General features: G+C 37.0%; 24 protein-coding genes, 1 tRNA gene and 1 other annotated feature. Of the genes, 8 read left to right on the top strand and 17 right to left on the bottom strand.

What is annotated here, in order from left to right:
- Positions 1-10: 10 nt before the first annotated feature.
- Both istB and I585_RS17720 read left to right on the top strand, forming a co-directional pair.
- Positions 11-772, top strand: a complete 762-nt coding sequence (istB, locus tag I585_RS17725) for an IS21-like element helper ATPase IstB (RefSeq protein ID WP_003129321.1) — start codon at positions 11-13, stop codon at positions 770-772.
- Positions 773-811: 39 nt separating this feature from the next.
- Positions 812-1,759 (top strand): tyrosine-type recombinase/integrase, encoded by a 948-nt coding sequence (locus I585_RS17720; protein WP_034709385.1) that lies wholly within the window; start codon positions 812-814, stop codon positions 1,757-1,759.
- A 93-nt stretch (positions 1,760-1,852) separates the two neighbouring features.
- Here the strand turns inward: I585_RS17720 and rpmA are convergent, their stop codons facing one another.
- The 3 genes from rpmA to rplU are packed head-to-tail and all read right to left on the bottom strand — an operon-like array spanning position 1,853 to position 2,823.
- On the bottom strand, positions 1,853-2,134 hold the full coding sequence (gene rpmA, locus I585_RS17715; protein ID WP_010740659.1) for a 50S ribosomal protein L27: 282 nt from the start codon (positions 2,132-2,134) through the stop codon (positions 1,853-1,855).
- A gap of 12 nt (positions 2,135-2,146) precedes the next feature.
- Positions 2,147-2,497: a ribosomal-processing cysteine protease Prp gene (locus I585_RS17710; RefSeq protein WP_010740660.1), complete on the bottom strand. Its 351-nt coding sequence runs from the start codon at positions 2,495-2,497 to the stop codon at positions 2,147-2,149.
- A gap of 17 nt (positions 2,498-2,514) precedes the next feature.
- Positions 2,515-2,823 carry a 50S ribosomal protein L21 gene (gene rplU / locus I585_RS17705; protein WP_010740661.1) on the bottom strand — a complete coding sequence of 103 codons (309 nt, stop codon included), beginning with the start codon at positions 2,821-2,823 and terminating at the stop codon, positions 2,515-2,517.
- A gap of 20 nt (positions 2,824-2,843) precedes the next feature.
- Positions 2,844-2,915: a sequence feature (ribosomal protein L21 leader region), on the bottom strand.
- 120 nt (positions 2,916-3,035) lie between these two features.
- Between rplU and I585_RS17700 the strand changes: the two genes are divergently transcribed.
- From I585_RS17700 to I585_RS17685, 4 genes are all read left to right on the top strand, one after another.
- The gene (locus I585_RS17700; protein WP_010740662.1) at positions 3,036-3,683 is read left to right on the top strand and encodes a uracil-DNA glycosylase; all 648 of its coding nucleotides are present in this window, start codon (positions 3,036-3,038) and stop codon (positions 3,681-3,683) included.
- On the top strand, positions 3,683-4,351 hold the full coding sequence (locus I585_RS17695) for an O-methyltransferase (protein ID WP_010740663.1): 669 nt from the start codon (positions 3,683-3,685) through the stop codon (positions 4,349-4,351). Before I585_RS17700 ends, I585_RS17695 begins: the two co-directional genes overlap by 1 nt.
- Positions 4,352-4,452: 101 nt before the next feature.
- The gene (locus I585_RS17690; protein ID WP_010740664.1) at positions 4,453-5,292 is read left to right on the top strand and encodes an alpha/beta hydrolase; all 840 of its coding nucleotides are present in this window, start codon (positions 4,453-4,455) and stop codon (positions 5,290-5,292) included.
- A gap of 132 nt (positions 5,293-5,424) precedes the next feature.
- Positions 5,425-5,498 (top strand) — tRNA-Arg (locus I585_RS17685).
- Between the two features lie 194 nt (positions 5,499-5,692).
- Here I585_RS17685 and I585_RS17680 read toward each other — a convergent pair.
- The 6 genes from I585_RS17680 to I585_RS17660 form a co-directional block, all read right to left on the bottom strand.
- Positions 5,693-7,132, bottom strand: coding sequence for a site-specific integrase (locus I585_RS17680; protein WP_010740665.1), 1,440 nt, complete (start codon positions 7,130-7,132; stop codon positions 5,693-5,695).
- Positions 7,133-7,156: 24 nt separating this feature from the next.
- Positions 7,157-7,309 carry a helix-turn-helix domain-containing protein gene (locus I585_RS23770; RefSeq protein WP_123864156.1) on the bottom strand — a complete coding sequence of 51 codons (153 nt, stop codon included), beginning with the start codon at positions 7,307-7,309 and terminating at the stop codon, positions 7,157-7,159.
- 533 nt (positions 7,310-7,842) lie between these two features.
- The gene (locus tag I585_RS17675; RefSeq protein WP_010740666.1) at positions 7,843-8,052 is read right to left on the bottom strand and encodes a helix-turn-helix domain-containing protein; all 210 of its coding nucleotides are present in this window, start codon (positions 8,050-8,052) and stop codon (positions 7,843-7,845) included.
- A 69-nt stretch (positions 8,053-8,121) separates the two neighbouring features.
- Positions 8,122-8,517, bottom strand: coding sequence for a sigma-70 family RNA polymerase sigma factor (locus tag I585_RS17670; protein WP_010740667.1), 396 nt, complete (start codon positions 8,515-8,517; stop codon positions 8,122-8,124).
- Between the two features lie 474 nt (positions 8,518-8,991).
- Positions 8,992-10,311 (bottom strand): IS1380 family transposase, encoded by a 1,320-nt coding sequence (locus I585_RS17665; RefSeq protein WP_010739320.1) that lies wholly within the window; start codon positions 10,309-10,311, stop codon positions 8,992-8,994.
- A 147-nt stretch (positions 10,312-10,458) separates the two neighbouring features.
- The gene (locus tag I585_RS17660; RefSeq protein ID WP_010740668.1) at positions 10,459-10,662 is read right to left on the bottom strand and encodes a hypothetical protein; all 204 of its coding nucleotides are present in this window, start codon (positions 10,660-10,662) and stop codon (positions 10,459-10,461) included.
- Between the two features lie 357 nt (positions 10,663-11,019).
- Between I585_RS17660 and I585_RS17655 the strand changes: the two genes are divergently transcribed.
- Positions 11,020-12,339 carry an IS1380 family transposase gene (locus I585_RS17655; RefSeq protein WP_010739320.1) on the top strand — a complete coding sequence of 440 codons (1,320 nt, stop codon included), beginning with the start codon at positions 11,020-11,022 and terminating at the stop codon, positions 12,337-12,339.
- A 459-nt stretch (positions 12,340-12,798) separates the two neighbouring features.
- Here the strand turns inward: I585_RS17655 and I585_RS17650 are convergent, their stop codons facing one another.
- The 7 genes from I585_RS17650 to I585_RS17620 form a co-directional block, all read right to left on the bottom strand.
- On the bottom strand, positions 12,799-14,418 hold the full coding sequence (locus I585_RS17650; protein WP_010740669.1) for a glycoside hydrolase family 13 protein: 1,620 nt from the start codon (positions 14,416-14,418) through the stop codon (positions 12,799-12,801).
- An 11-nt stretch (positions 14,419-14,429) separates the two neighbouring features.
- Positions 14,430-17,591 (bottom strand): glycoside hydrolase family 31 protein, encoded by a 3,162-nt coding sequence (locus I585_RS17645; RefSeq protein WP_010740670.1) that lies wholly within the window; start codon positions 17,589-17,591, stop codon positions 14,430-14,432.
- A gap of 75 nt (positions 17,592-17,666) precedes the next feature.
- Positions 17,667-18,917 carry an ABC transporter substrate-binding protein gene (locus I585_RS17640; RefSeq protein ID WP_010740671.1) on the bottom strand — a complete coding sequence of 417 codons (1,251 nt, stop codon included), beginning with the start codon at positions 18,915-18,917 and terminating at the stop codon, positions 17,667-17,669.
- A gap of 20 nt (positions 18,918-18,937) precedes the next feature.
- Positions 18,938-19,762 (bottom strand): carbohydrate ABC transporter permease, encoded by an 825-nt coding sequence (locus I585_RS17635; protein WP_010740672.1) that lies wholly within the window; start codon positions 19,760-19,762, stop codon positions 18,938-18,940.
- Positions 19,759-20,631 carry a carbohydrate ABC transporter permease gene (locus I585_RS17630; RefSeq protein WP_010740673.1) on the bottom strand — a complete coding sequence of 291 codons (873 nt, stop codon included), beginning with the start codon at positions 20,629-20,631 and terminating at the stop codon, positions 19,759-19,761. The genes I585_RS17635 and I585_RS17630 overlap by 4 nt, the downstream gene beginning before the upstream one ends.
- Positions 20,632-20,643: 12 nt before the next feature.
- A complete protein-coding gene (locus tag I585_RS17625; RefSeq protein ID WP_010740674.1) occupies positions 20,644-22,911 on the bottom strand; it encodes a glycoside hydrolase family 31 protein in 2,268 nt (755 codons plus the stop codon).
- A gap of 3 nt (positions 22,912-22,914) precedes the next feature.
- A complete protein-coding gene (locus I585_RS17620; protein ID WP_010740675.1) occupies positions 22,915-23,922 on the bottom strand; it encodes a LacI family DNA-binding transcriptional regulator in 1,008 nt (335 codons plus the stop codon).
- A 343-nt stretch (positions 23,923-24,265) separates the two neighbouring features.
- On the opposite strand from I585_RS17620, the gene I585_RS17615 reads away from it, so the two are divergent.
- Positions 24,266-25,585: an IS1380 family transposase gene (locus I585_RS17615; protein ID WP_010740676.1), complete on the top strand. Its 1,320-nt coding sequence runs from the start codon at positions 24,266-24,268 to the stop codon at positions 25,583-25,585.
- 357 nt (positions 25,586-25,942) lie between these two features.
- On the opposite strand, the gene scrK is transcribed toward I585_RS17615, so the two are convergent.
- Positions 25,943-26,806, bottom strand: a complete 864-nt coding sequence (gene scrK / locus I585_RS17610) for a fructokinase ScrK (protein ID WP_010740677.1) — start codon at positions 26,804-26,806, stop codon at positions 25,943-25,945.
- Positions 26,807-26,809 lie beyond the last annotated feature (3 nt).

Here is a 26,809-nt window from a genome sequence, read left to right as displayed (position 1 = left end):
GGAGGCTCATATGTCAAATTACCATCAGTTATTAAATCAATTATCAGATTTAAATCTTACCTGTATCAAAGAAATTTTACCTGCCCATTTAGATGAAGTAGCTAAAAATGAACAATCTCTAGTTGATTCTTTATTTGAATTAACACATCAAGAAATTAGCTATCGTAGAAAGGAGACCCAAAGAAAAATTTTAAAACGGGCAATGTTTCCCTATCATAAACGCCTTCATGATTTTAACTTTGATTTTCAACCCAAAATCAAAAAAAGTGAAATTCAAGATTTAGTGACATTACGCTTTTTAGACACGTATGACAACCTTTTATTCATTGGAAATAGCGGTGTTGGAAAAACTCATTTAGCCGTTTCAATTGGTTTAGAGTGTATTGATAGAGGGCAGAGCTGTTTATTTATCACTAGTACAGAACTGGTTAATCGACTTATCCGGGCACATAAACGTGGGACAAGTGATACCATGCTCAAAAAATATGCGAGCTATTCTGTATTAATTATTGATGAAGTCGGGTATCTCCCCTTCTCAAAAGAAGGATCTAACTTACTGTTTCAACTAATTAATATGCGATACGAAAGAAAATCAACGATTATTACAACGAATATTCCTCTGTCTCAATGGTCCGAAATTTTTGGTAATAAGAAATTGACTAATGCTTTATTGGACCGATTGGTCCATCATTCTAAAATTATTCAAATTACAGGACCTTCCTATCGAATGAAAAGTTATAGTGAAACGAAAGGAAAAGAAACGAAACGATAAAGAGAAAACTACCTACAATTTCAATGGCCCAAAACCAACATTTTATTATGGCCCTTGACATTATGGTTAGCGAACTATAAAAAAACTGTTACTGCGAGCACCTATTCTCGAACAGATATTATCTTCAATAAGCATGTGCTTCCAAAAATTGGAAATATCAAGTTGTCAAAAATCACTACCGCATATTGTCAAAAAGTTATTAATAACTGGCACGATAAAGGTAGCTCAAAGCAATATCCTCTATTCGTAAATTACATGAATAAAGTTTTTAAATACGCTATAAATATTGGGTTAACTTCAGATAATCCTGTTGCAAATGTAATTGTTCCACCGGCTAAAGAAGATAGGCAAAAAAAACTGAAGCTATATACGAAGGAGCAACTTCAGTCATTTTTAACTATCATAGACAATGAGCAAAACCCTTATTTAAAAATACGCGATTATACTTTGTTTAGGCTATTAGCCTTCAGCGGTTGCAGAATCGGCGAAGTACTAGCTTTGACATGGAAAGACATAAATTTTACAACTAATGAACTATCAATCAATAAGACAATTGCTAAGGGCGAAGGTTATTATGTCTCACAGACTCCAAAAACAAAAAGCTCTAACCGCAAGATTATTTTAGACAAAAAAACAATATCTCAGTTAAAACGATGGAAACTCGAACAAGTAAAATTCCTTTTTAAATTAGGTTATTCAAAGCCTGCCTTTATTTTTAACAACGAACAAAATAAGTTTACAATTAATCAGGCTGTGGCAGATAGGTACGCTTTATATAGAGAACGCGCCGAATTGCCCTACATTGGGCTACACGGATTTAGACACACTCACGCTTCGATGCTATACAACGCTGGCGCTGATCACAAAGAGGTTCAAGAACGATTAGGTCACGCCAACATAAAAACTACTATGGACACCTACACCCATCTAACAGATGATAAAAAGGAAGAGACAACTCAAAAGTTGGTCAAATATATAAACTTTTAGAAAGTATGGTCAAACGTATGGTCAATTTGTTTTTCAAAACAAATAAAAAAGCTCAATCCCTTGCGCCACAAAGGATTGAGCGTATAGTGGAATTTATGCTGGGTATACAGACACTTGTTTTTTGTCGCGACCTTTACGTTCGAAACGTACCACGCCGTCAACTTTAGCAAACAATGTGTCATCACCACCGATACCTACGTTTACACCAGGGAAAATTTTAGTACCACGTTGGCGATAAAGAATTGATCCACCAGTAACAGTTTGACCGTCAGCACGTTTAGCACCTAAACGTTTTGATTCTGAGTCACGTCCGTTAGAAGTTGAACCGCCACCTTTTTTATGGGCGAATAATTGTAAGTTCATATTCAATAACATGAGCTGCACCTCCTATGATTTAGATTTTGTTTGGATCTCAATGAAATCCAAATAGTCGATTTCGATTGATTGCAAACCTAATAATAAATGCTCTAGCAAAATTTGCGAGATATTCATCTGCTCTTGAGTCATCGAATCATCTAGCTTCAACGCTACATGAAGATAACCACCTTCATCATCGTTCGTCTCGATATTCGGAATGACACCTGCTAGTGCATCCAAGCTATTTACTGTGCTGATGGCTAATGCGGAAACCGCAGAACAGACGATATCGCTACCGTAAGGACCTGCTTCTGCATGACCCGTCAGTGTAAATTCACTAATTTGGCCTGCTTGATTTCGAGTGAATGTACCTTTGATCAACTTAGGCACCTTCTTTTTTATGCTTTGATTGAGTCAATGACAACTTTAGTGTAAGGTTGACGATGACCTTGTTTGCGGTGTGAATGTTTTTTAGGTTTGTATTTGAAAGTAACGACTTTCTTTTGTTTGCCGTGTTTTTCTACAGTTCCTTCAACAGTTGCACCTTCAACGATAGGAGCTCCTACTTTTGTAGATTCGCCGCCTACTAAAACAACTTGGTCGAAGACAACTTTTTCGCCAGCTTCAACGTCTAATTTTTCAATGTAGACTGCTTGACCTTCTTCAACTTTGATTTGTTTACCGCCAGTTTTGATGATTGCGTACATGCTTGTGGCACCTCCTTATATAATATACTTAGACTCGCCATCCCAAGTGACCGAAGTACTTACTAACTTGTTCTGTGCGGTTGTAGCTGTGGGTTCCACAATTACAACATTCATATTCTACTAAAAAAGAATGATCAAGTCAATGATTAATTATTGACGTGTGCCCTGCTTTTTTCTACTATGTAGAAAGATGACAAAGCGAGGTGACGCGAATGGACTATCCAGAAGAGCTAGTCAAATTAGTATCTGATCGTTCAAAAGAGTTTCAACTTGAAGGATTTATCGCAGGGCAAGGACCGCTCCAGCCAAAATTGATGTTGGTCGGTGAAGCTCCAGGCCGCAACGAAGTGGTCAATCATATTCCTTTTTCTGGCGCGGCCGGCAAAGAATTGATCCAAGCGATGGAATCAATCGGTCTCACCCGCGAGAATACTTATATCACCAGTGCCGTCAGAAGCCGCCCTTATAAGATTGTGGAACGCTTCAATAAACGGACACAAGAAGACGAAACAGTTTATCCAAATCGGACACCGAATAAAAAAGAGATTTTGGCCCATGCACCGATTCTAGATTATGAACTGGCAACAATTCAACCGAAAATCATTGCGACGTTAGGAAATATCGGTTTGCAGCGGCTACTTGGACCAAAATGGCAAATCAGCGAGCGACATGGCGAAATTTACCATGGCCCTGTCTTAGAGCTGACGAATGAGCAGGACCGTTACCAACTATCAGAAAAAGAATACACAGTCGTTCCCCTTTTTCACCCGGCGGCGATTTTTTATAATCGTTCACTAAGTGAGAAAATTGCGGAAGACTGGCTGACATTAGGAAAATTATTAGAGAAAGAGGAAAAATAATGCGTAACGAAATGATGTACCGCCCGATAATCAATGAAGATATTCTGCACTATTTGCGTACAGAACAAAAACAACTGACTGGACCTTTGGGAGAATTGGAAGAACTCGCTCATGAAAATGGGGTTCCGGTGATTCCTCATGAAACGGTTGTATTCTTACAATTTTTATTGAAGCAAAAGCGGCCTAAAAACGTCTTAGAAATTGGAACTGCAATCGGATTTTCAGCCAGTTTGATGGCGGAAAGTCTTGATAAAGAGGCGAAAATCACTACGATTGATCGCTTCCCAGTCATGATCGAAAAAGCAAAAGTCAATTTTGCTAAATTAGGCTTAGAAGATCAGGTAACTCTGTTGGAAGGCGACGCGATAGATTTACTCAGTACTTTAGACGGGCCCTATGACTTCATTTTTATGGACAGTGCAAAATCGAAATACATTACCTTTTTACCCGAGTGTTTACGTCTATTATCCGATGACGGCATTTTGATGGTAGATGATATTTTTCAAGCAGGCACAGTCTTGCAGCCGATCGATGAAATTCCGCGGAAAAATCGTGCGATCCACCGCAAGCTGAATGAATTTTTAGAAGAGATCACGAAATCACCAGAACTGTCTTCTTCCTTATTACCTTTAGGCGATGGTGTGGCCTTAATCTCAAAAAATAAATAAAATGGATGACGGAAATTTGAAATTTTTTTGAATTTCCGTCTTTTTACTTGTACCTGATGAAAATCGGCGTAAACTAAGGAACTGAAACGGAGGAGTTTCCTGTGAAGAACAAAAAAATAGGAGGCATCATATCAATCCTATTGGTGTGTATCCTCGGGATATTCATTTTCGAAACAAAGGACCATGTCCAAGCATCTAAAAATTCAAACAATCCTTTGCCGATTCCTGCGCCAGTAATCATGGTGCCCGGTACCAATGGTGACGTCGACCGTTTCGACAGTTTGGTCGATTCATTAAGACAATCAGAAAAAGGCGTTGATGAAATAAAAATCACCGTTAATATGGATGATTCCATTACTTCGTCCGGACACTTTACTAAAGATACAAAGCGGCCGATTATCGCAATTGCTTTTGAAGATGGCTCTGACCCATCCTTGCCTAAACAATCTCGCTGGTTCCAAAAGGCGTTAGAGTATGCTGAAAAGTACTATACTTTCAACACCTATGATTACTTAGGGTATTCAAACGGCGGCTTGATCATAACCGGCTACTTAGAGAATGAGCAAAAGAGCAATGATCCTTCACTTTATCATTTGATTACGTTAGGTTCACCTTACAACGATACGTCGTGGGATTATAACGACAATAGTTCGACCTTCACGAAACCTAAAGCAGAGAGCGACTTGCTAAAGTATTACTTGAAAAATAAAAAGAACATTCCTAAGAATATTACCGTTTATAACATCGCCGGCAATGTCGATAATCAAAATTCTGATAACACGGTTCCTTTGACAAGTGTGCTTGCTGGACGTTTGATTTATGGCGACAGTGAAAAATATAAGGAAATCACCGTGGAGGAACAAGCCGACCATGGTTCCTTGATCGAAAATCCGAAAACACTGCAATTGATCAAAGAATATCTTTTTGAATCAGTAAAATAACGAATTAGGATTGACAATTAAGAGTAGTTTTTCTATAATAGCAATTGTTGCAAAACTACTGTCACAGTAGCTCAGCCGGATAGAGCATCCGCCTTCTAAGCGGACGACTGTCCATGCGCCTAAACTACCATTGTTCCAGTAGCTCAGCTGGATAGAGCACTCGCCTTCTAAGCGAGCGGTCGGGGGTTCGAATCCCTCCTGGAACGTTCTAAGCGTTGATACATCAACGTTTTTACAATTTAACGAGGAGTTAGCAAGAGGAAATTTTTGCTACCACTTGTCTCAAAATGATCTGTTAGTTGACCTCGAAATCTGCTAACAGATTTTTTATTTTCTCGAAAAATCATCAAAAAACCTCGTTTCTGCTAACACTTTTGCTAACACTCTTTTTTTCAAATTCCTAAACTTTTAATCCTTCTAAATCCGTTTCACTCACTTCGCCATCCAAAGACAACAATTTTTCTTTAACATCAGCAGGCAATGATTGAATGATACTCATTATTTTAAGATTTTGATCAAGTTCATTTTTTTCAGCAAGATCACTTTCATAAAAAGATTGATTCATTTTTTCTGCATTGTGCCTGCGATCTTCATCAATGATATGAGTATAAACTTCTGTAACCATATCAGCCTTAGAATGTCCTGTATCACCTTGTACACTCTTTATATCGCCATTGGTCATTTTAAGCTTGCAATTCGTGCTTAAATGGCGCAGACTATGGAATTCAACCTTTGGCAAATCAAACTCCGTACAGAGCTTTCTAAGCTGCTTCCCAATTATTTTGTTTTCAACTGGACTACCATCTTCATGAGAAATGACTAACTTATGATTGTGATACTCTGATCCAAAAAATTTCTTCAATGACTTTTGTTTTTCTTTGTGTTGAACCAACATTTTTGCAACAGTTCTGGGTAACCAAACAGTTCTACGACTAGAATCAGTTTTAGGTGTCATTAAAACTAGGCTAGTTTTATTCTTCTTATTAGAAGGAAACACCTTGATAATATCTTTTTCACGTAATTGCTTGATTGCATTTTTAGATACTCTCGACAGTTGCTTTTCAACAGTTAGCCTAGCAGTTCCATTTTCAATTGATTGTTCATCAATAATAAGGTTACTCCAAGTTAATCCAAGAATTTCTCCAATTCTAAGAGAACAAGCAAAAGCCAAATGCATACACAATCTTAAAAGATCGTCCTCAGTCTTCTCAATAGCTAGTTTGAATGTATCAATTTCCCAAACTCTTCTTTCATATTTAGGAATCTTAGGTAATACGGCCATTTTAGCTGGATTTGTTGAAGTAGGTGGGAGGTATTCCCATGCGATAGCTTGATTAAGCGCAGAACGAATCAAATCATGAATTTTCTTGATATTTGCAGGCTGCAATGTTTTACCATTCGTAGGTCGATTACCAGTAGCTTCTTCAACATCTAAAAGCTCATGATAGAACTTAGATAATTTTCGAGTTGATAGTTCATCAAGTTTTGTATCCCCGATTAAAGGATTAATATAATTATTGATCAAAGCTTTCTTGTTTCTATACGTTGTAACTGACCAATTAGCTTGTCCATAAATATCAATATATATCCTAATAAAATCGCTTAAAGAAATTCTTTCACTTGTTTCAGTATCAGTATTCTGAGTACCTTCAGCAAATTCTTTTTCATCAGGAACTAGAACTGATCCATGCACTGATTGATAGTATTCGATGAACCTCTTACGTTTGTTCGCTTCTGATTTTGAAGAGAATGAATCCCACTTCTGTTTACGTTTCTTTTCCTCGTTGATATAACTATAAACTACAACTAACTTTTTATTTCTCGGTATGATTGATGCCATTAAAAATCTCTCCTAGATAGATAATTAAGCATCAGCAAAGTTGTTCAACCATTGATCGAAAGATTTTTTTGAAATACGTATAATTTTCCCAATCCTTACATGTCTGAAAAGATTTTCATGAACCAAAGAATATGCAGTTTTATTACTAATGTCCAGAATTTGGGCAATCTCATTAATAGAGTATGTTTCTTTTGTTGCACTATTTTGATTTTCTATTTTAATCCCTCCAATGGCAAATAATAGAATGTAGTAGCATTACCATTATATCAATATTTACAGTGTTAATCAGCAGGTAATCATATCTTTAAATCCCTTCTTAATACAATAAGCAATAAAACAAGGTGAATCATTTTTCTCAGGATATACTCGTTTGTTTCACTTACATACAATTTTTTAAACACTTTTAAACCGCTCTAGGTAAAGCGCATAGGTTTTCACCTCTCCTCAGTCTACGGGAGCCTTGCGGAAGCATCTTGGTTTCTATCATCATCGTTGCATCTTAATTACCTAAATCAAGTCTAGTGTTAGCTAGTATTCGCTCTTTAAAGTCATGGCGTAACTACACAATAGCTCAAATGATAGTTCATGTAATTTAAAAGTATAGTATTCAATTTTCAAGGAACAAGAGGCATTATTTTCGCCTTCACTAAATAAATAGACGAAAGCAAATATTTTGAAACCAAAAGTTTCTAAATATTTGCTTCAATGAATTACTTGTCTAAATATTTTTCTATTTCAAATGTCTGGACTGCAAGGATGAATTGCATTGATAGTTCTTGAAAGCAATCTTGATTCATTATTTTTAATGGATCAATCGAATTTTTTATAAGTAAAGGCTTAAACGATTCATATAGAGCTGTCATTGCATCTTCATCACCAGATTTAGCTTTTTTTATCAATGGAACTAGATTGTTTGTCATTAAATCACTCCGATCAAAGAAATACATGTAACATACTTCTTGGCGGAGACTTGTTCCGTAATTCACAAGTTAAGTGTAATAAATGCTTTTCAGTTTATTCAAAATCTTTCTCTTTTTCTTCGAAATCATTTGACTACTAACCGAAAAATTTTTCCCAATATCCATATCTGATCGTTCATTCAAAAATTTCTCGCGGATTATCTGTTTTTCAAAAAAATCAAGAGAGTTTAATCCTTCAAAAATTAATTCTTGAAATGTTATTTTTTCTTCAATATTTCCATAAAAACAACTCATTGAGTTCCAATCATTTTCAGTCTTTTCTTTCACGCTATCAATGTTCTCAATCAATTCCTGATTTTCGTGAAAAAGAATTTTATTATATTTATGATAAAATGCTTTTGCCTTTCTTTCTATTGCTATAGTAATATAACGAATGAATATATATGTTATCTCCAATTCAGTCATTGGATCCCCTCCCTTCTCGATTCGTAGGTAATTTATATTGCCAGTATCCACGATGAGCTTTTTGAATTGGTAAAGACTGTACATTTTTCATTTTAGGGAGAATGATATTAGTTAAGTTCTTTAGAGATATGGAAAGTTCATATTCACTTGTTAGTTTTTCTAATTTTTTTATATTTTCCAAGGAAATAGTGGATCGCTTAAGATTTGAAACAATATTTTTTGAAACTCTATTAAACGAGTTAAAATGTGCTGTCTTATTGTTTCTATAATAACCTGAATAATTCATAGATCTAATTTTTTTGGGAAAATAACGTTTATACATCGATTTGAGTTGAATTTTCTTTTTTCAACCGGTTTGTACTTGCGAAAACAGATTTCCTTTTGTTTTTTTAACGAAGATAGGGAATCTGGAGCTGTTTTTGGGCGCACGAATCCCTTAGTGATTCCATGTCTTTTTAAAAGCTGATTGCTATTTTACACTTGCCAACTGAGTTGCTGGATTTTGTCCAGTAACTGATAAAACAAGTCTTGATAGACATGGGAGGAGCTCATCCGTAAAAGCAATCTACGGCCACTGCGGACTAATTTACCCGCGACCTTGAACAGGCGGAGCCGCAATGTGTCGACTTGGAATGTCGCTTCCTTTTCAGGTAGACATATGGTCTTCATGAAGTTGACCAGGTTGTAAGCCAACAGGCTTACCATCATCCGTGCATGATTTTCCAAGAAGCTTGAGCTATCCGTCTTGTCGAAATAGAACCCATTTTTTGCTTCCTTGATGAAGTTCTCCATGGTGCCGCGTTTATGGTAAATCTGGAAGATGGTTTTCGCGGATAGTTCCTCGTGAAAATTAGTGACCACGTACTCGTGACTGAACACCAGCTGATTCGATTCCCGAGTCGATTTGATACAGATTCGACGTTTTTGGGACCAGCTATTGGCTTGATAGAACGCGGAATAGTAGTGGACTTCCCTTTCCTCCCAGGGATGGTCGTCCCCAACCAGGACAAAGGTTTCCGCTAGTTTTTCCACGACTTTATTTGATTTCAGGCGGATGACATAGAAACTTTCGTTGGATTCACACGTATCATAGACCTCGGGCGTCGCAAAGCCGCTGTCTCCCCGGACCAAAATATCAGTGCAGGGAAGGACTTGACGGTAATGTGTGAGCATCGGTGCCAGAAAATCTTTTACACCTTTTGACGTATACACATTTCCAGAACGAAGTTCTGCTTTCAGAAAGTCTCCCGTAAGGCCATCGAAGGCTACCAACGGATGATAGCCCTGTGTGCCGTAATGGGCATTGTGCTCAGTCTTTTCTTGATTCCCGAACGTATCCGAATGTGTGGAATCTAAATCGATGATCATTTGGGTATTGTTCCGTTCCATGCGGACCTTGTCCAGCATGGCTTGGTTCAGTTCCTGGAACTGTGCAATGTTCTCCTCGCTGATCCGGTCCCAGAAGCGGGATAGCGAGGCCTGGGAGGCGATGGCTTCCTTATCCAAAACCAACCGAAAAATGGGATCTTCCTTCAAGAGATTGGCGGATGAATCTGCGGAATATCCGGCAATCAACTGGAAGAGCAGCTGTTCGAGCAGGGAGATGTTGTCATGAGTCCAATAAATACGGTCCTCATTGAAGTGGAGGAATTGCTTCGCGAACGAATAAAATCCAAGCGAATTCATGAATTCCTTCACCAAGATGAGACCGGCATCTGACGAAAGATTACCACCGGTGTTTGACACCACCATTTTAGAGTTGAATTTTACGTGTTTTTCCTGTAATGTAGCCATTGAGAGAACCCCTTTCTTGGTTTAGTTTAGACACTTTAACCATAGCAGATTGGGGTTCTTTTTGTACACCCAAAGGGTGCGGTAAAAGAAAAGAAGAACCGTGCGTTAATAAGCTTTTAATAGAGTTTCAGAAATTCTATGAATTATTCAGGAATAATTCTGATATTGAACCTTTTCATTTTCCAATGCGCATAGCCTTACTTCTTTAATTTGAGCAAATCTATCCCCATCTTTCTCAAGTTTCTCCATTCTCATTTTTATATCAAAATATTGTTTGGATAGTTCCCACCTTTCTGATACTATTTCTTGCACTAGTTGATAAAGCACATTTTTATCTTCATAAATAAACATAAAGAATCCCTCCTACTAAATAAATAGGAGGGGCCTCACTTTTTGAAACCAATATATCCATTTTTTTGAATTTTTTTGTGAATCAAAATTGCATATTGATAATCTTTTCTTCACAGATATTCAATCAGCTTTTCCTTCGGGATTTTACTGAATATTTAATAATTCTTTTTCGATTGCTTCTATATTCTTAAAATAGTTTATTATTCCTGAATAATTCATAGAATTTCTGAAACTCTATTAAAAGCTTATTAACGCACGGTTCTTCTTTTCTTTTACCGCACCCTTTGGGTGTACAAAAAGAACCCCAATCTGCTATGGTTAAAGTGTCTAAACTAAACCAAGAAAGGGGTTCTCTCAATGGCTACATTACAGGAAAAACACGTAAAATTCAACTCTAAAATGGTGGTGTCAAACACCGGTGGTAATCTTTCGTCAGATGCCGGTCTCATCTTGGTGAAGGAATTCATGAATTCGCTTGGATTTTATTCGTTCGCGAAGCAATTCCTCCACTTCAATGAGGACCGTATTTATTGGACTCATGACAACATCTCCCTGCTCGAACAGCTGCTCTTCCAGTTGATTGCCGGATATTCCGCAGATTCATCCGCCAATCTCTTGAAGGAAGATCCCATTTTTCGGTTGGTTTTGGATAAGGAAGCCATCGCCTCCCAGGCCTCGCTATCCCGCTTCTGGGACCGGATCAGCGAGGAGAACATTGCACAGTTCCAGGAACTGAACCAAGCCATGCTGGACAAGGTCCGCATGGAACGGAACAATACCCAAATGATCATCGATTTAGATTCCACACATTCGGATACGTTCGGGAATCAAGAAAAGACTGAGCACAATGCCCATTACGGCACACAGGGCTATCATCCGTTGGTAGCCTTCGATGGCCTTACGGGAGACTTTCTGAAAGCAGAACTTCGTTCTGGAAATGTGTATACGTCAAAAGGTGTAAAAGATTTTCTGGCACCGATGCTCACACATTACCGTCAAGTCCTTCCCTGCACTGATATTTTGGTCCGGGGAGACAGCGGCTTTGCGACGCCCGAGGTCTATGATACGTGTGAATCCAACGAAAGTTTCTATGTCATCCGCCTGAAATCAAATAAAGTCGTGGAAAAACTAGCGGAAACCTTTGTCCTGGTTGGGGACGACCATCCCTGGGAGGAAAGGGAAGTCCACTACTATTCCGCGTTCTATCAAGCCAATAGCTGGTCCCAAAAACGTCGAATCTGTATCAAATCGACTCGGGAATCGAATCAGCTGGTGTTCAGTCACGAGTACGTGGTCACTAATTTTCACGAGGAACTATCCGCGAAAACCATCTTCCAGATTTACCATAAACGCGGCACCATGGAGAACTTCATCAAGGAAGCAAAAAATGGGTTCTATTTCGACAAGACGGATAGCTCAAGCTTCTTGGAAAATCATGCACGGATGATGGTAAGCCTGTTGGCTTACAACCTGGTCAACTTCATGAAGACCATATGTCTACCTGAAAAGGAAGCGACATTCCAAGTCGACACATTGCGGCTCCGCCTGTTCAAGGTCGCGGGTAAATTAGTCCGCAGTGGCCGTAGATTGCTTTTACGGATGAGCTCCTCCCATGTCTATCAAGACTTGTTTTATCAGTTACTGGACAAAATCCAGCAACTCAGTTGGCAAGTGTAAAATAGCAATCAGCTTTTAAAAAGACATGGAATCACTAAGGGATTCGTGCGCCCAAAAACAGCTCCAGATTCCCTATCTTCGTTAAAAAAACAAAAGGAAATCTGTTTTCGCAAGTACAAACCGGTTGAAAAAAGAAAATTCAACTCAAATCGATGTATAAACGTTATTTTCCCAAAAAAATTAGATCTATGAATTATTCAGGATAAACTATATTTCAAGTAGTATTTATGTCACAACTTCATTACGAAACTAGTAAGCAATTTTCACAAATACCTCTTCATTAACAGTTTCTACTGCCAAATCCCCACTAATGAATTATCGACTACTTAGAATAGCATCTATAAAAACGAAAGATGAAAAATATACCGACCACTAAAGTTAGAAGTTAGATTTTTTTCTAAGCTTTGGAGGCCGGTACAAACATCTCTTTTTTCATACTAAAAATGCAAAACTAATGTTTCATAGCCTTACAGCAAATGCTTCATATGGTCTTAAAACAATTGTTTTTACAAGAGGAATATTAATATCGTAATTAGAAATGACAACTTCTCCCCCTTCTGATGGCATATTAAATTCATTCTCATGATTACTAATGTTAGCCGCTATAAGCCATTTTTCATCACCAAGTTCTCGAATATAGGCAAAAACTTCATCAGCAGTGTTTTCTAACAATTCATAATCACCCCACACGATTATTTCATTTTGTTTGCGTAATTTAATTAATTTTTGATAGGTATAGAAAATTGAATTTGGATCTACTAATTCCGATTGGACGTTAATGTTTTTGTAATTTGGATTAACATGTAGCCATGGTTTTCCTGTTGTAAATCCCCCATTCTCTGTATCATCCCATTGCATAGGAGTACGGGCATTATCTCTGCCCTTTGCGTTAATTGAAGAAAGGATGTCTTCCTCGGAATATCCTTGTTCCATTCGTTCATGATACATATTGATGGTCTCTATATCTTCCGCTTCTGAAATATTAGAAATTGGATAATTTGTCATTCCAATTTCTTCTCCTTGATAAATATAAGGGGTCCCTTTCATCATATGCAAAAGAATAGCAAACATTTTTGCACTTTTTTCATGATACTCTTGATCACTGCCCCATCTAGAAACTATCCTCGGTAAATCATGATTATTCCAAAACAGACTGTTCCAACCTTCTGATCCCAATGAATTCTGCCATTTAGACAAAGCAATCTTTAAATCAGGGATTTCCAATGGTTTTAAATCCCATTTGTCTTTTCCTTCTTGTTGATCAAGTCCTACATGCTCAAATTGGAAAACCATCGAAAGTTCATTTCTCTCGGGATTAGAATACAATTTTGCAATCTCAGGAGTTGCCCCCCAAGTCTCACCAACTGTCATCAAATCTTTATCTCCAAAAGTTGATTCATTCATTTCTTGTAGATAGTCGTGTAGTTTAGGCCCGTTGCCAGTAATTTCCTGATCTGGTATTTTACCGATTAGATCAATTACATCCATTCGGAACCCCCCTACCCCCTTATCAATCCAGAAATTCATCATTTCATAAACTTCTTGTCGAACTTTTTCGTTTTCCCAATTCAAATCAGGCTGGCGTTTACTAAATAAGTGCAAGAAATATTGTCCTGTTGTTTCATCAAATTCCCAAGCTGTGCCACTAAATGTTGATCGCAAACCATTAGGAACACCGCCATCTACTGCATCCCGCCAAATATAGTAATCTCGATAATCATTGTCACGGCTTTTCTTTGATTCTACAAACCAAGGATGCTCATCAGATGTATGATTAACAACAAGATCCATAATCATTCTTATATTACGTTTTTTTCCTTCAGCAATTAGTTCTTCCATATCCGCCATCGAGCCAAACTCAGTCATAATATTTCTATAATCACTAATATCGTAACCATTATCATCATTCGGTGATTGATACACGGGAGAAAGCCAAATTGCATCAATTCCTAGATTCTGAAGATAATCCAAGCGAGAAATAATTCCTTTTAAATCTCCAATGCCATCCCCATCAGTATCTTGAAAGCTTCTAGGATATATTTGATATACTACTGAATTTTGCCACCATTTTTTCTTCATTTTATTTCCTCCTATAGCCAAATAAGTTCTACCTCAATTGGCAATTTTTGGCTAACTGATACTTTTCGATTATTTGCATCTGCATCAATCGTTATTAAATTCCCTAAATGGTCTTCTATTGTCTCACTAAAGCTATCTTTTGCAACCACTACTAGCTTTGCATTTGTATATTTTGTCAAATCATTTCCAATAGATTCTCCAATCGTCTTAGATTCACCTAGATTCAATAATATAGCAGAATTTTCCTTGATAAACACCGGAATTTGATCGAATTCTGCATTAACATGAATTGTTTTCCCTCCCTGAACAACACTATGATTCCAAAAATCAACCCATGTTCCTTCAGGTAGTTTTACCTTCCGAGATATCATCCCCTCATGGATTACTGGTGCGACAAGTAAGGATTTACCAAACATAAATTCATCATAACAATTTTTAAAATCTTCATTTGGAAACTCAATCTGCATCGCCCGCATAAGGGGAGTTTTTTCGTTCACTGATTTAAGTGATTGATTATAAATATAAGGCATTAAATTCATCCGAGTATTTGCAAAAAATCGATAAACATCTATTACTTCTGGGGTTTGAGTTCGTTCTGCAATATTCCAAGGGGTCCGATCTTGATTAAATTCTCCTTTACTTTCTGCATGGTATTGCATAATAGGACAAAAAGCTGCCATGGAAGATGAGCGCATAAACAATTCTGCCGTCGGAATATCCCCATTAAATCCAGCAAGATCCCAGCCCCAAAAAATCACACCAGACATTCCTGAATTAATTCCTGCAATTAATTGACGATTAAATGCATCAAAAGTGGAACGCTCATCCCCAGCCCAATGTGCAGGATAACCTTGCGCACCCGTATATCCAGAACGACTAAAGGTAATTCCTTGATTTTGTTGTGCAAATTCATAATATGCTTTTATATATTCTTTTGGGTAGCGATTACGCATTTCACGACCATTACTCCCATCAGAAAACATCACGTCTGCACCATAAACCATTTCTCCACCATCTGTTTTGAAGCCGTCGACACCAATATCAAGCAAATACTGACGCTTTTTAAACCACCATTCTTTCGCTTCTTCATTCGTAAAATCCATTAAAAGACTATCTGTAAACCAATTTTCCGGAATACGATATGGTGAACCGTCAATATTTTTAACAACAAATCCTTTTTCAATCATGTAAGCTTCATCTTGATCTTTCAAAGGATGATTTTGCTGATTCAAATACTTTTCAATCGGAATTTGCCACAAAATGAATTTCAAACCATTCTCATGGCAATGATTTACCAGTGCCTTTGGATCCGGCCACCTTCCCCATTCTGGAAAATTCATCTGATCATACGTGTGTACTTCTCCTGGCATTAGCATCGGATATTGAGCATCATTAAACATGTAATAAGTCGTTTCATCACTCCATTGTTCTAAAACGATAACTGTCGCCGGTATATCATATTTATTCGTTAACTCAATTTGCTCACGGACCACACTATCACGATCCCAGTTATTACTAGACATCCACGGTCCCAAAGTCCAACTAGGAACCATTAATGGTTCCCCGGTGCAACCAATATACTGAGAGATCATTTCTTTCATATCGCCATGCAATAAATCAATTTCAGCTAAAACATTGTTTTCACCGGTTTCGATATAGATATCTACTTCAAATTTATTGCTATCTTGTAAATCAAATCTAGTATAGTAATTTGAATTGATAAATAAACCATAATTACAATCGGTAAAGTAATAAGGCATAGGCATGTATGTGCGTGTTCCTTGATCTCGATACTGATTATAAACAAAGCAATCAATTGTATTGCCAAGTTGGTTTACTGAATTGTACCTTTCGCCAAATCCATAATATATTTGTGCCTTATCTTTTATACGCAAGGTCGTTCCAATAATTCCTTTTCCAACCAACTCGTGAATTTCCACAAAGTCTTCACTAAGACTGAAAGCTAAAGTTTCATTTGAGACAAAGAGATGATTTTGACTATCTATTCTAGCCATTTTTTTATTAACTTCAATTGAATCCAATTCAGGTTTTTCTTGACTTAGCAAAAGCTTAGTTTCTTGAAAAAGCAGATAAATTGATTCTTCTTCATTTTTAATACTGTAGATATTTTCTTTTTCATTTGATCCAATAAACTCAATTCTATTGAGCGCAGAATTTTTCTGAATAGCTAATTCGTAGACTTCAGATTTTTCATTTTTTTCACTTATCAACGTAAAGAAGTAATTACCACCTTGATAATTAGCAGTGATCTCTACTACTGCTTGATAAATGCGTAAAGTCTCATCAACTAAACGACATGGGAACTTTTCAGCGATTCCCTCTAAATGCATAAATACTTCTTGAATATCGGAAGCGTTCACTTGGACATTGAATACACACTTCTCTTTTACGGTTGGGTAATGAGGTGCTCTCTCGTATGGTAATTGGTTGTATACATTGCTATTTCCCAAAGGTTTATGAATAAATACACTGGTCGAGATATTTTCCTTTTTTTGCTGTAAGTAAGTTTCAAGGATTTTTATAAGTACTGTGTCTTCACTCGAATGATTTTCTGCTTGATTTAGATAGCTATCTGCCCTTACAAAATCATATTTTTCAGTGAAATAGATACCTAATAATGCCGCTGTATTTGGATCAATACTTTTATTGTAAGAAAGTAGTTTGTTCATACCTGAGACCATAATCAAATCTTCTGGGGCAAACAGCCCAAATGGTAATACACTAAGCACTAGATCATAATCCGGATTATTTTTTTTCAATGAAGAAATTAATGATCCTTCACGAATCATATGGTTGAATACATAATCTCGTATATCGGTTAGTGATTTTTGTAAATCATATAATTGATATGCATTCTTTACTTCAGATAGAGTTATATAAAATATTGCTAAATTAGACGTATAAATATCCTCATCTTCTTCAAAAACATTAGAATATTCCATAGACCATTTAGACTGAATTGCATTAATAACAACGTAATCATCTTCGCCCAGTTCTATGTTAGATTTTACTTTTAGCCATACAATAGCTGCTGCAACAGGCAAGTTATCCAATTCAGTATTAAGATTGTAGATGGCATTTGTATTTACTGAGCTATTTAGTAGATCGTTATATTGCTCTAAAACCTCAGAAAAAGTCTGTTCTAATTTCATAAGTAATCCCTTTCCTAAATATAGGTCTGGAACAAATTAAGTAAGCTATCCTTGTCCCAGACCTGTTCGTTATTATTATTCACCAAACTCAGATTGAAGATTATCTAAAGCATCTTTAGCTGATTCATCACCTAGTAAAACTTTCTGGAATTCTTTATCTGAACTATCACTGACCTTACTCCACTCAGCATCAACTGGAGGTAAAATCAAGTAATCAAGTGAATCAAAGACCGCTTTACGATTTTCCGGAGGGGTTTGTTCCAAATATGGAGCCAATACTTCATCATCAGTAACTGCTGGAAGCTCCCAACCACTATCTACTCGAATTTCTGCAACATCTTTGCTAGCACTCATAAAACGAGTAAATTTGTATGCAGCTTCAGCATGTTTTGTTTCTTTGGAGACTGCCAAACCATTTGCAAAGAAGTGGGTCGCCTTTTGAGTATTTCCTGCTTCAACTTGAATGTCCCAATCAAAATCAGCATCTTTAAATTGACCGAACATCCAAATTCCGGTGTGTACCATAGCAAGTTGACCATTTAAGAACAGATCTTCTGAATTTTGTCCTGACATTTCTTCTGGGGAAGGCGAAACTTTATCTTTAGTTACATTATTTACCATGTATTCTAATGCTTCAACATTCTTTGGATCATTGATTGTCCAATTCCCGCTGTCATCTTTTAGTTTTCCACCATTTTGAGCCGCAACTTTATAAAACTCATTCATCGTAACAGGTGAATAAGTACCATAGATATTATTGTCTGCATCAGTTAATTTTTTAGCAGCATCAACCTCATCAGACCAACTCCAGTCTTTTGTTGGATAATCAATCCCCGCTTCATCAAATAAATCCTTATTATAGAAAGTTACAACATTTGAGAAACTTTCAACCATACCATATTGTTTTCCATCATATTGATAAGCTTCAAACGCTTCTTTATTTAATTGTGAAGAATCAAAGTCTTTGTCCTCATCGATGTATTTACCAAGCTCTAACAATGCACCTTTTTCAGCATATGAAACAAAATTTTCATAATTTAACTCAAAGACATCTGGAGCTTGATCTCCAGCCATTAAGGTTTGTAGCTTTGTAAAATAATCATTAAACGGAACAAGCTCCACATCAACTTTGATATCTTCATTTTCTTGTTCGAAACTCTCAACCATTTCGTTCAGTTGATCTTCATAATCCGGAGTAGCAGAAAAACTGTAATACTTAATTGTTGTTTGATCTTCATTGGTTGAAGAACTACCTCCTCCTCCACACGCCCCCAAAAGTAACATTGCCGTTGCTGCTACACCTGTTAATAAAACTTTTTTCATCATTTTTCTTTCCCCCATTTTTATTATTCTTTCATTCCACTCATGGTCATGCCTTGAATGAAATATTTCTGAGCAAACAAGTAAACTGCTAAAATCGGTATAACACTAATAACGACACCAGCCATTACTAAGTTCCAGTTAGTACTCCATCGACCTTGCAATAAAGACAGACCTAATGGCAAAGTGGCCATTTCACGGCTACTCGTCACAATGAGTGGCCATAAATAATTGTTCCATGATTGCATAAAAGTAAAAATAAACAACGTTGCAATCGTAGGCTTCACTAGAGGTAAATCAACTTTAGTAAAGACTGTCCAATGATTGGCCCCATCCATATAGGCAGCTTCTTCCAATTCAGTAGGAATTGTCAAAAAGGATTGCCTCATTAAGAAAACGCCAAAAACTCCAAATATATTCGGCAAAATTAGTCCTTGAAAGCTATCTATCCAACCTAAATTTTTCAATAAGATAAATTGTGGAATCATTATTACCTGAGATGGGATCATCATAGTACTTAAATATATTAGAAATAATGCATTACGGCCTTTAAAACGCATACGTGCAAAGGCATAAGCTGCCATGGATGAAACTACAATTGTTCCAACAGTAGTTAACAGAGAAACAATAATCGAATTTTTCATAAATGTCATCATTGGAAAACGCTCAATGACTTGCTGATAATTATCAATTTTAGGATTTTTTGGTAAAAACTCTGGTGGGAAAACCATTGTCGCGCCACGCTCTTTAAGCGAGGTAGAAACCATCCACAAGAAGGGCATTACCATGATCACACAACCTAAAAGAATGACAAGGTATTTTAAAACTGTAATTAAATTAATTTTTTTCATTTTGTCATCTTCCTTTCGCCCCACATTTGCACAAGAGAAACAACTAAAATTATTGCAAATAATACCCAAGACATTGCTGCAGCATATCCCATTTCGGAATATTTGAATGCTGAATTATAAATATTTTGAACCAATACTGTAGTTGAGTCTCCAGGTCCACCTTCTGTCATGATATTCACCTGATCAAACACTTGGAAAGAATTAATCAAGGAAATCATTGAAACAAAGAAAGTAGTTGGTTTTAACATTGGAAGTGTAATCTTCCAAAACTGATGCCAATTATCTGCACCGTCTATACTCGCGGCTTCATATAAAGATGGTGAAATATTCTGTAAACCACCTAGATAAAGTACCATGATAAAACCAATATCTTTCCAGACACTTGTAATGATGATGGCTAACATGGCTGTCTTGGGATCATTTAACCAGTTAGGACCATGAACACTGATAAGTGACAGGAAATAATTGATTAGACCAAACTTTGGATTAAATAACCATTTCCAAACCAGTGAAACTGCCACCCAAGAAGTGACCACAGGGAGAAAATAGATTCCCCTGAATACTGGCTTCAAGCGAATTTTACTATTAAGAAGCAGCGCCACTAGTAAACCAATTATCATCACCGATGGTAAATATCCGATAATAAATATAAATGTGTTTTTTAAAGAGTTCCAAAAATTTGCATCTTTTAACAACGATTGATAATTTTTTAATCCGATAAATTTTATCGGATTAATTAAATCCCACTCCGTAAAACTTACACCCAATGAGTAGAAAACTGGGTAAATAATAAAGGTCAAAAAACCTATCAAACTGGGTAATAAGAATAAGCAAATCCACAAAGCATTGTTTTTCTTAGAGCCAATCATTTGTACTCCTCCTCAACTTTCTTCAATATAAAAAACTTCGAATAACATGTCAGTAAGCATACTATCCTTGAATTTCTTTACTGAATTAATTTTCTTCGCAAATATTGACTCCCGATTCAGACTTTCCCAAAGCTGATTTTTTACATCATAAGAAATATCTGGTAAATCAATCCGTTCAAAAATCATTTCGTCCATTGACTGTTTATCAACTTCATTGACTGGTAAGTGAACCTGATCACTGATTTCAACACAAAACATATCATTTGCCAATTTTGATCCATCTTGATTTTCTACACAGTACAATGTAATTTTATGTTGACGGTTTGCTGGTAAAATCTCTTTTTCTCCACTGCTTTCAATCAAAATCTTTCTATTATTCCAATCAAGAATTAGCTTTGTTATACATCTCCTTCCTTTTACTTCTTCAACCATTTCAAAAGTATTATTTGCACCAGGAAATACTTTCCAATTAAGTACCTCAGGGAGACCATCAGGATTTGTTTCCATAATTTTTAAATCAGTAGGAATGATAGCACCTGATTTTGCAAAAACTGCAGTTTCATTAATTTTGCGGAAAATACTTAATTCCGTATTCCCTTCATATCGTCGGCCAGTATGATAGTCATACCAGTTTCCTTCTGGCAACCAAATATCTTCTTTGGCAAATTTATATGTTTTACTCGTTTCGTGAACAATTGGAACCACTAATAATTGACTACCAAAAAAGTATTGATTTTGATATTCATAGGCTTGGGTTTCTTCAGGATATTCGTAATAAAGCGGCCTAATTAGAGCATCACCATTTTCATGAGTTTCAATATTCGCAGTATACAAATATGGCAACAAACGATGCCGTTCTCTAAGAGCTTCTTTCATTGAGAGAAAAATTTCGCCAGAAAAGTTCCAAGGCTCTTTACTATTAAAAGGACTAGAAGAACTGTGTAATCGATTAATGGGACTGAATGTTCCAAATTGCATCCATCGCAGAGTTAATTCATCATTACGTATACCCTTCATATGTCCACCAATATCATGACTCCACCACGTGTACCCAATATTCGAAGCTGTAGAGGTAAAATAGGGCTGAAACTGTAGTGACTCCCAACTAATAATCGTATCCCCAGAAAAACCAATAGGATATCGATGACTTCCCGGTCCTGCATATCTTGAAAGAATCAAACCATCTTTACGCTCAGCAATATCCTCAAAATGATATTGATTCAAGAGCCACAATGGGTCTAATCCATTTTCCTTGCTTTGATTTCCTTGTTGCCAATCAATCCACCAAAAATCTACTCCTTGATCCTCTAGAGGGTGATGCACATCGACAAAGTAACTTTCTACAAACGAATCGTCAGTCATATCAAATTCCGCTGGTTCTTCAAGTAAAACGTTTAACTTTAAACGTTTAGAAACAGCTGGATAACAGTCCTCAAATGCACGAATACCATCTGCTGGATGGACATTTAAGGTAATTTTCAATCCTCTATTATGAAGCTGTTCTAAAAACTTTTCTGGTTCTGGAAAAAGGTTTTTATTCCAGGAGTAGCCCGTCCACTCGCTGCCAAATCGCTCCGGTACATCTCGAATATGCCAATCCATATCCAGCACACTAACTGCAAGAGGGATTTCCTCACTTTTAAATCTGTCCATTAAAGCCAAGTAGGATTCATCCGTATATGCCCAAAAACGGCTCCACCAATTTCCTAGAGCATATCTTGGTATTACAGGAGTTGGTCCTGTTAGTTTATAAAAGTCATGTAAGGCATTTTTGTACTGATGCTGATACCCAAAAAAATAAATGTCAACATCGTTATCCGTCCTCGGAATAGCTTTCCCATCTTCCGCTACAATGAACGAATTGGAATCGTCGAGAACTGCATATCCTTGCTCAGAAATTATTCCTTCATCTAAGTCAGTACTTCCATTAATATTATCAAGTGTGCGAGTTGTACCTTTTAGCGTATCAACTACTTCACCATAAAACCATTTATTATTATAATCAGTGAAATTTGATTTCATATCTATGGTCAGCCCTTGACTTGTAAACTCTTGCTTATCATAACTTAGATGAAAATAGTCTGTATAGATTTCAAGGGAATTTTCCGATTCGACAAAATCAAATTCGAATTCAGGAAAATTTCTGTCCAGCACTACTTGTGTTTTTTGATTTATAAAACATCCTGATTTTGAGTATTCCATTCGTATTAAACACGGGGTTAATAATGTGAAACGATAATTATCCCCCATGATTTTGTTTTTGCTTGATGCCTTTACCATTCTCTATTCTGTCCTTTCTAAAACCGACTTACGTTTGATTAATTCCCCTTCAACTAGGAAATGACTGTCTACCGTTTGATCCGGATTTCGCAACATTGTATTTATTTTACTAACAGAAATCTTACCTTTTTCTTTCTGTCTAAGATCAACTGTAGACAAGGAAGGATCTAATAATTTAGCAAATATATTATTGTCAAAACTTACCAAAGATTTAAATTTCAATTTACAATCACGCAACCTATGAATATATTGTGCTGCCAGATAATCTGAGTTAATTACTGAGGCGGTATAACTTTGTTTTTCTGAAACAAAGTTCTCTAACTTATCCTCGGAAAACAAGAGCTTTTCATCTAGTTTTAAACCGTATTCTACAAGTGCATCAACATATCCAAGATACCTCTGAGGCACAACCCCGTCATCATTCAATGAAAACTTCGGACTAAAAAAAGCAATTTGACGATGACCATGTTCTAATAGTAATTTAGTTGCAGTGTAACTAAGCTCCCTATCATCATTATTTACAAAAACAATATTTGATCTTGTGATAGGAATATTATAATAACTATCAATAAAAATAATTGGTTTACTAATTTTATCGATCAGCTCAGTAATGATATGTTCAAATGCCCCTACAACAATAAAGCCATCAAAATTCCAATTTCGTTGTAATACATCTATATCCTTCAATTCATTAAATCCATGGAACATAATAAACATACCAAGTTTCTTTGCTTCGAATTCAAGTCCAGTCATCAAATCCGAAATAAAGGGATCGCCAAAATCAATTTCATCTTTTGTAGAGTAATATAAGATACCAATCATTTTTGATTCTTGGGCAACTAAAGAGCGAGCATTTAAATTAGGAGCATAATTATATTTATCCATTACTTTACGAATTTCTCTTTTTTTCTTTTCCGAAACTCGATTTGGTTTGTTGTTCATAACATTTGAAACAGTTGCTATGCTCACACCTGCTTCTCTTGCAATATCTTTGATAGTTATTTTTTTCATTCTTTTCTCCCCAGAAATACGTTAAACGTTTTACTTAACTCAACAAATGAATAATACCACCACGCAAAAAATATGTCAACGTTTTCAATAATTATTTTAAAAAAATTGGAATACTTATACTAAAAACCTTTCATATAGGGACTCAAATAAAGTTAAACGTTTAATCACATTTGCTTATAGTTATCTATAAACCTGAATAATTCATAGAATTTCTGAAACTCTATTAAAAGCTTATTAACGCACGGTTCTTCTTTTCTTTTACCGCACCCTTTGGGTGTACAAAAAGAACCCCAATCTGCTATGGTTAAAGTGTCTAAACTAAACCAAGAAAGGGGTTCTCTCAATGGCTACATTACAGGAAAAACACGTAAAATTCAACTCTAAAATGGTGGTGTCAAACACCGGTGGTAATCTTTCGTCAGATGCCGGTCTCATCTTGGTGAAGGAATTCATGAATTCGCTTGGATTTTATTCGTTCGCGAAGCAATTCCTCCACTTCAATGAGGACCGTATTTATTGGACTCATGACAACATCTCCCTGCTCGAACAGCTGCTCTTCCAGTTGATTGCCGGATATTCCGCAGATTCATCCGCCAATCTCTTGAAGGAAGATCCCATTTTTCGGTTGGTTTTGGATAAGGAAGCCATCGCCTCCCAGGCCTCGCTATCCCGCTTCTGGGACCGGATCAGCGAGGAGAACATTGCACAGTTCCAGGAACTGAACCAAGCCATGCTGGACAAGGTCCGCATGGAACGGAACAATACCCAAATGATCATCGATTTAGATTCCACACATTCGGATACGTTCGGGAATCAAGAAAAGACTGAGCACAATGCCCATTACGGCACACAGGGCTATCATCCGTTGGTAGCCTTCGATGGCCTTACGGGAGACTTTCTGAAAGCAGAACTTCGTTCTGGAAATGTGTATACGTCAAAAGGTGTAAAAGATTTTCTGGCACCGATGCTCACACATTACCGTCAAGTCCTTCCCTGCACTGATATTTTGGTCCGGGGAGACAGCGGCTTTGCGACGCCCGAGGTCTATGATACGTGTGAATCCAACGAAAGTTTCTATGTCATCCGCCTGAAATCAAATAAAGTCGTGGAAAAACTAGCGGAAACCTTTGTCCTGGTTGGGGACGACCATCCCTGGGAGGAAAGGGAAGTCCACTACTATTCCGCGTTCTATCAAGCCAATAGCTGGTCCCAAAGACGTCGAATCTGTATCAAATCGACTCGGGAATCGAATCAGCTGGTGTTCAGTCACGAGTACGTGGTCACTAATTTTCACGAGGAACTATCCGCGAAAACCATCTTCCAGATTTACCATAAACGCGGCACCATGGAGAACTTCATCAAGGAAGCAAAAAATGGGTTCTATTTCGACAAGACGGATAGCTCAAGCTTCTTGGAAAATCATGCACGGATGATGGTAAGCCTGTTGGCTTACAACCTGGTCAACTTCATGAAGACCATATGTCTACCTGAAAAGGAAGCGACATTCCAAGTCGACACATTGCGGCTCCGCCTGTTCAAGGTCGCGGGTAAATTAGTCCGCAGTGGCCGTAGATTGCTTTTACGGATGAGCTCCTCCCATGTCTATCAAGACTTGTTTTATCAGTTACTGGACAAAATCCAGCAACTCAGTTGGCAAGTGTAAAATAGCAATCAGCTTTTAAAAAGACATGGAATCACTAAGGGATTCGTGCGCCCAAAAACAGCTCCAGATTCCCTATCTTCGTTAAAAAAACAAAAGGAAATCTGTTTTCGCAAGTACAAACCGGTTGAAAAAAGAAAATTCAACTCAAATCGATGTATAAACGTTATTTTCCCAAAAAAATTAGATCTATGAATTATTCAGGTTATTCTTTCATTTTTAGAGATTCTTTCAAATATCGAAACGGACTTTCTGATCACTCTTACTCCTCATTTCCAATAAAGGAACTACATTTATATATATGATCAAGGATCGCACAACAACGTTGAGGCACAATTATTAATAAGCTAATTCATTATTTTAGATTTCTTTCTTTGCTAATGCTAGACAGCCAATGACTCCTGCATTGTTTTTCAGAGAAGGGGTTACAATATAATTTTTCATTTCTGGAGTTCTTACATAGTTCTTCATTAAAGAATGAAAGGCTGCACGAACTCGTTCTACCATGTGAGATTGCTGCATCACACCACCACCTAATATGATTACATCAGGAGAGAGTATCAGTGTAGTATTGTAGACGCATTGGGCAATGTAAAAAGCCTCGCTTTCCCAAACAGTATCAGTCTCAGAAATATCCTGCCCTTTTCGACCTGTTCTTGCTTCAATTGCTGGACCAGCCGCCATTCCTTCTAAACAATTTTTGTGAAATGGACAATTTCCTTGGAAAGAATCCCTTTCGTGTGGAACTACAAGCATATGGCCCATTTCAGGGTGACTAAACCCCTCGATGAATTCTCCTTTTTGAATTGCTCCTCCACCAATACCAGTTCCAATAGTGTAATACACAACACTATTTTTCCCTCGCCCCTCTCCGCAAACATATTCCCCATATGCTGCAGCATTTACATCTGTAGTCCAAGCAACGGGAACATCAAAGTGTTTCTTCAAACTCCCTACAAAATCAAAATCTTGCCAACCTGATTTGGGAGTAGAGGTGATATAGCCATAGGTCGACGAATCTTGTTGAACATCAATTGGCCCAAAAGAGCCAACACCGATACTCTCAAGTTCTGTTTGATAATCATTAAAAAAGGCGATTACCAGATTCATCGTTTCTTCAGGAGTAGTTGTAGGAAAACTAGCTCGTTTTTCAATGTTTAGATTTTTATCTCCAATAGCACAAACAAACTTTGTCCCACCTGCTTCAATTGCACCAAAAACCATATT

Source organism: Enterococcus malodoratus ATCC 43197, assembly GCF_000407185.1.
Taxonomy (GTDB): domain Bacteria; phylum Bacillota; class Bacilli; order Lactobacillales; family Enterococcaceae; genus Enterococcus_A; species Enterococcus_A malodoratus.
Note: the sequence above shows the minus strand (reverse complement) of the source record. Positions and strands in the feature narration are given on the sequence as shown.

Bases quoted from the DNA above. Each gene is read 5' to 3' on its own strand.
- istB (WP_003129321.1), top strand. From the start codon at position 11: ATGTCAAATTACCATCAGTTATTAAATCAATTATCAGATTTAAATCTT.
- rpmA (WP_010740659.1), bottom strand. From the start codon at position 2,134: ATGTTATTGAATATGAACTTACAATTATTCGCCCATAAAAAAGGTGGC.
- rplU (WP_010740661.1), bottom strand. From the start codon at position 2,823: ATGTACGCAATCATCAAAACTGGCGGTAAACAAATCAAAGTTGAAGAA.
- I585_RS17700 (WP_010740662.1), top strand. From the start codon at position 3,036: ATGGACTATCCAGAAGAGCTAGTCAAATTAGTATCTGATCGTTCAAAA.
- I585_RS17695 (WP_010740663.1), top strand. From the start codon at position 3,683: ATGCGTAACGAAATGATGTACCGCCCGATAATCAATGAAGATATTCTG.
- I585_RS17680 (WP_010740665.1), bottom strand. From the start codon at position 7,132: ATGGCATCAATCATACCGAGAAATAAAAAGTTAGTTGTAGTTTATAGT.
- I585_RS17675 (WP_010740666.1), bottom strand. From the start codon at position 8,052: ATGACAAACAATCTAGTTCCATTGATAAAAAAAGCTAAATCTGGTGAT.
- I585_RS17670 (WP_010740667.1), bottom strand. From the start codon at position 8,517: ATGACTGAATTGGAGATAACATATATATTCATTCGTTATATTACTATA.
- I585_RS17665 (WP_010739320.1), bottom strand. From the start codon at position 10,311: ATGGCTACATTACAGGAAAAACACGTAAAATTCAACTCTAAAATGGTG.
- I585_RS17660 (WP_010740668.1), bottom strand. From the start codon at position 10,662: ATGTTTATTTATGAAGATAAAAATGTGCTTTATCAACTAGTGCAAGAA.
- I585_RS17655 (WP_010739320.1), top strand. From the start codon at position 11,020: ATGGCTACATTACAGGAAAAACACGTAAAATTCAACTCTAAAATGGTG.
- I585_RS17650 (WP_010740669.1), bottom strand. From the start codon at position 14,418: ATGAAGAAAAAATGGTGGCAAAATTCAGTAGTATATCAAATATATCCT.
- I585_RS17645 (WP_010740670.1), bottom strand. From the start codon at position 17,591: ATGAAATTAGAACAGACTTTTTCTGAGGTTTTAGAGCAATATAACGAT.
- I585_RS17640 (WP_010740671.1), bottom strand. From the start codon at position 18,917: ATGATGAAAAAAGTTTTATTAACAGGTGTAGCAGCAACGGCAATGTTA.
- I585_RS17635 (WP_010740672.1), bottom strand. From the start codon at position 19,762: ATGAAAAAAATTAATTTAATTACAGTTTTAAAATACCTTGTCATTCTT.
- I585_RS17630 (WP_010740673.1), bottom strand. From the start codon at position 20,631: ATGATTGGCTCTAAGAAAAACAATGCTTTGTGGATTTGCTTATTCTTA.
- I585_RS17625 (WP_010740674.1), bottom strand. From the start codon at position 22,911: ATGGTAAAGGCATCAAGCAAAAACAAAATCATGGGGGATAATTATCGT.
- I585_RS17620 (WP_010740675.1), bottom strand. From the start codon at position 23,922: ATGAAAAAAATAACTATCAAAGATATTGCAAGAGAAGCAGGTGTGAGC.
- I585_RS17615 (WP_010740676.1), top strand. From the start codon at position 24,266: ATGGCTACATTACAGGAAAAACACGTAAAATTCAACTCTAAAATGGTG.
- scrK (WP_010740677.1), bottom strand. From the start codon at position 26,806: ATGGTTTTTGGTGCAATTGAAGCAGGTGGGACAAAGTTTGTTTGTGCT.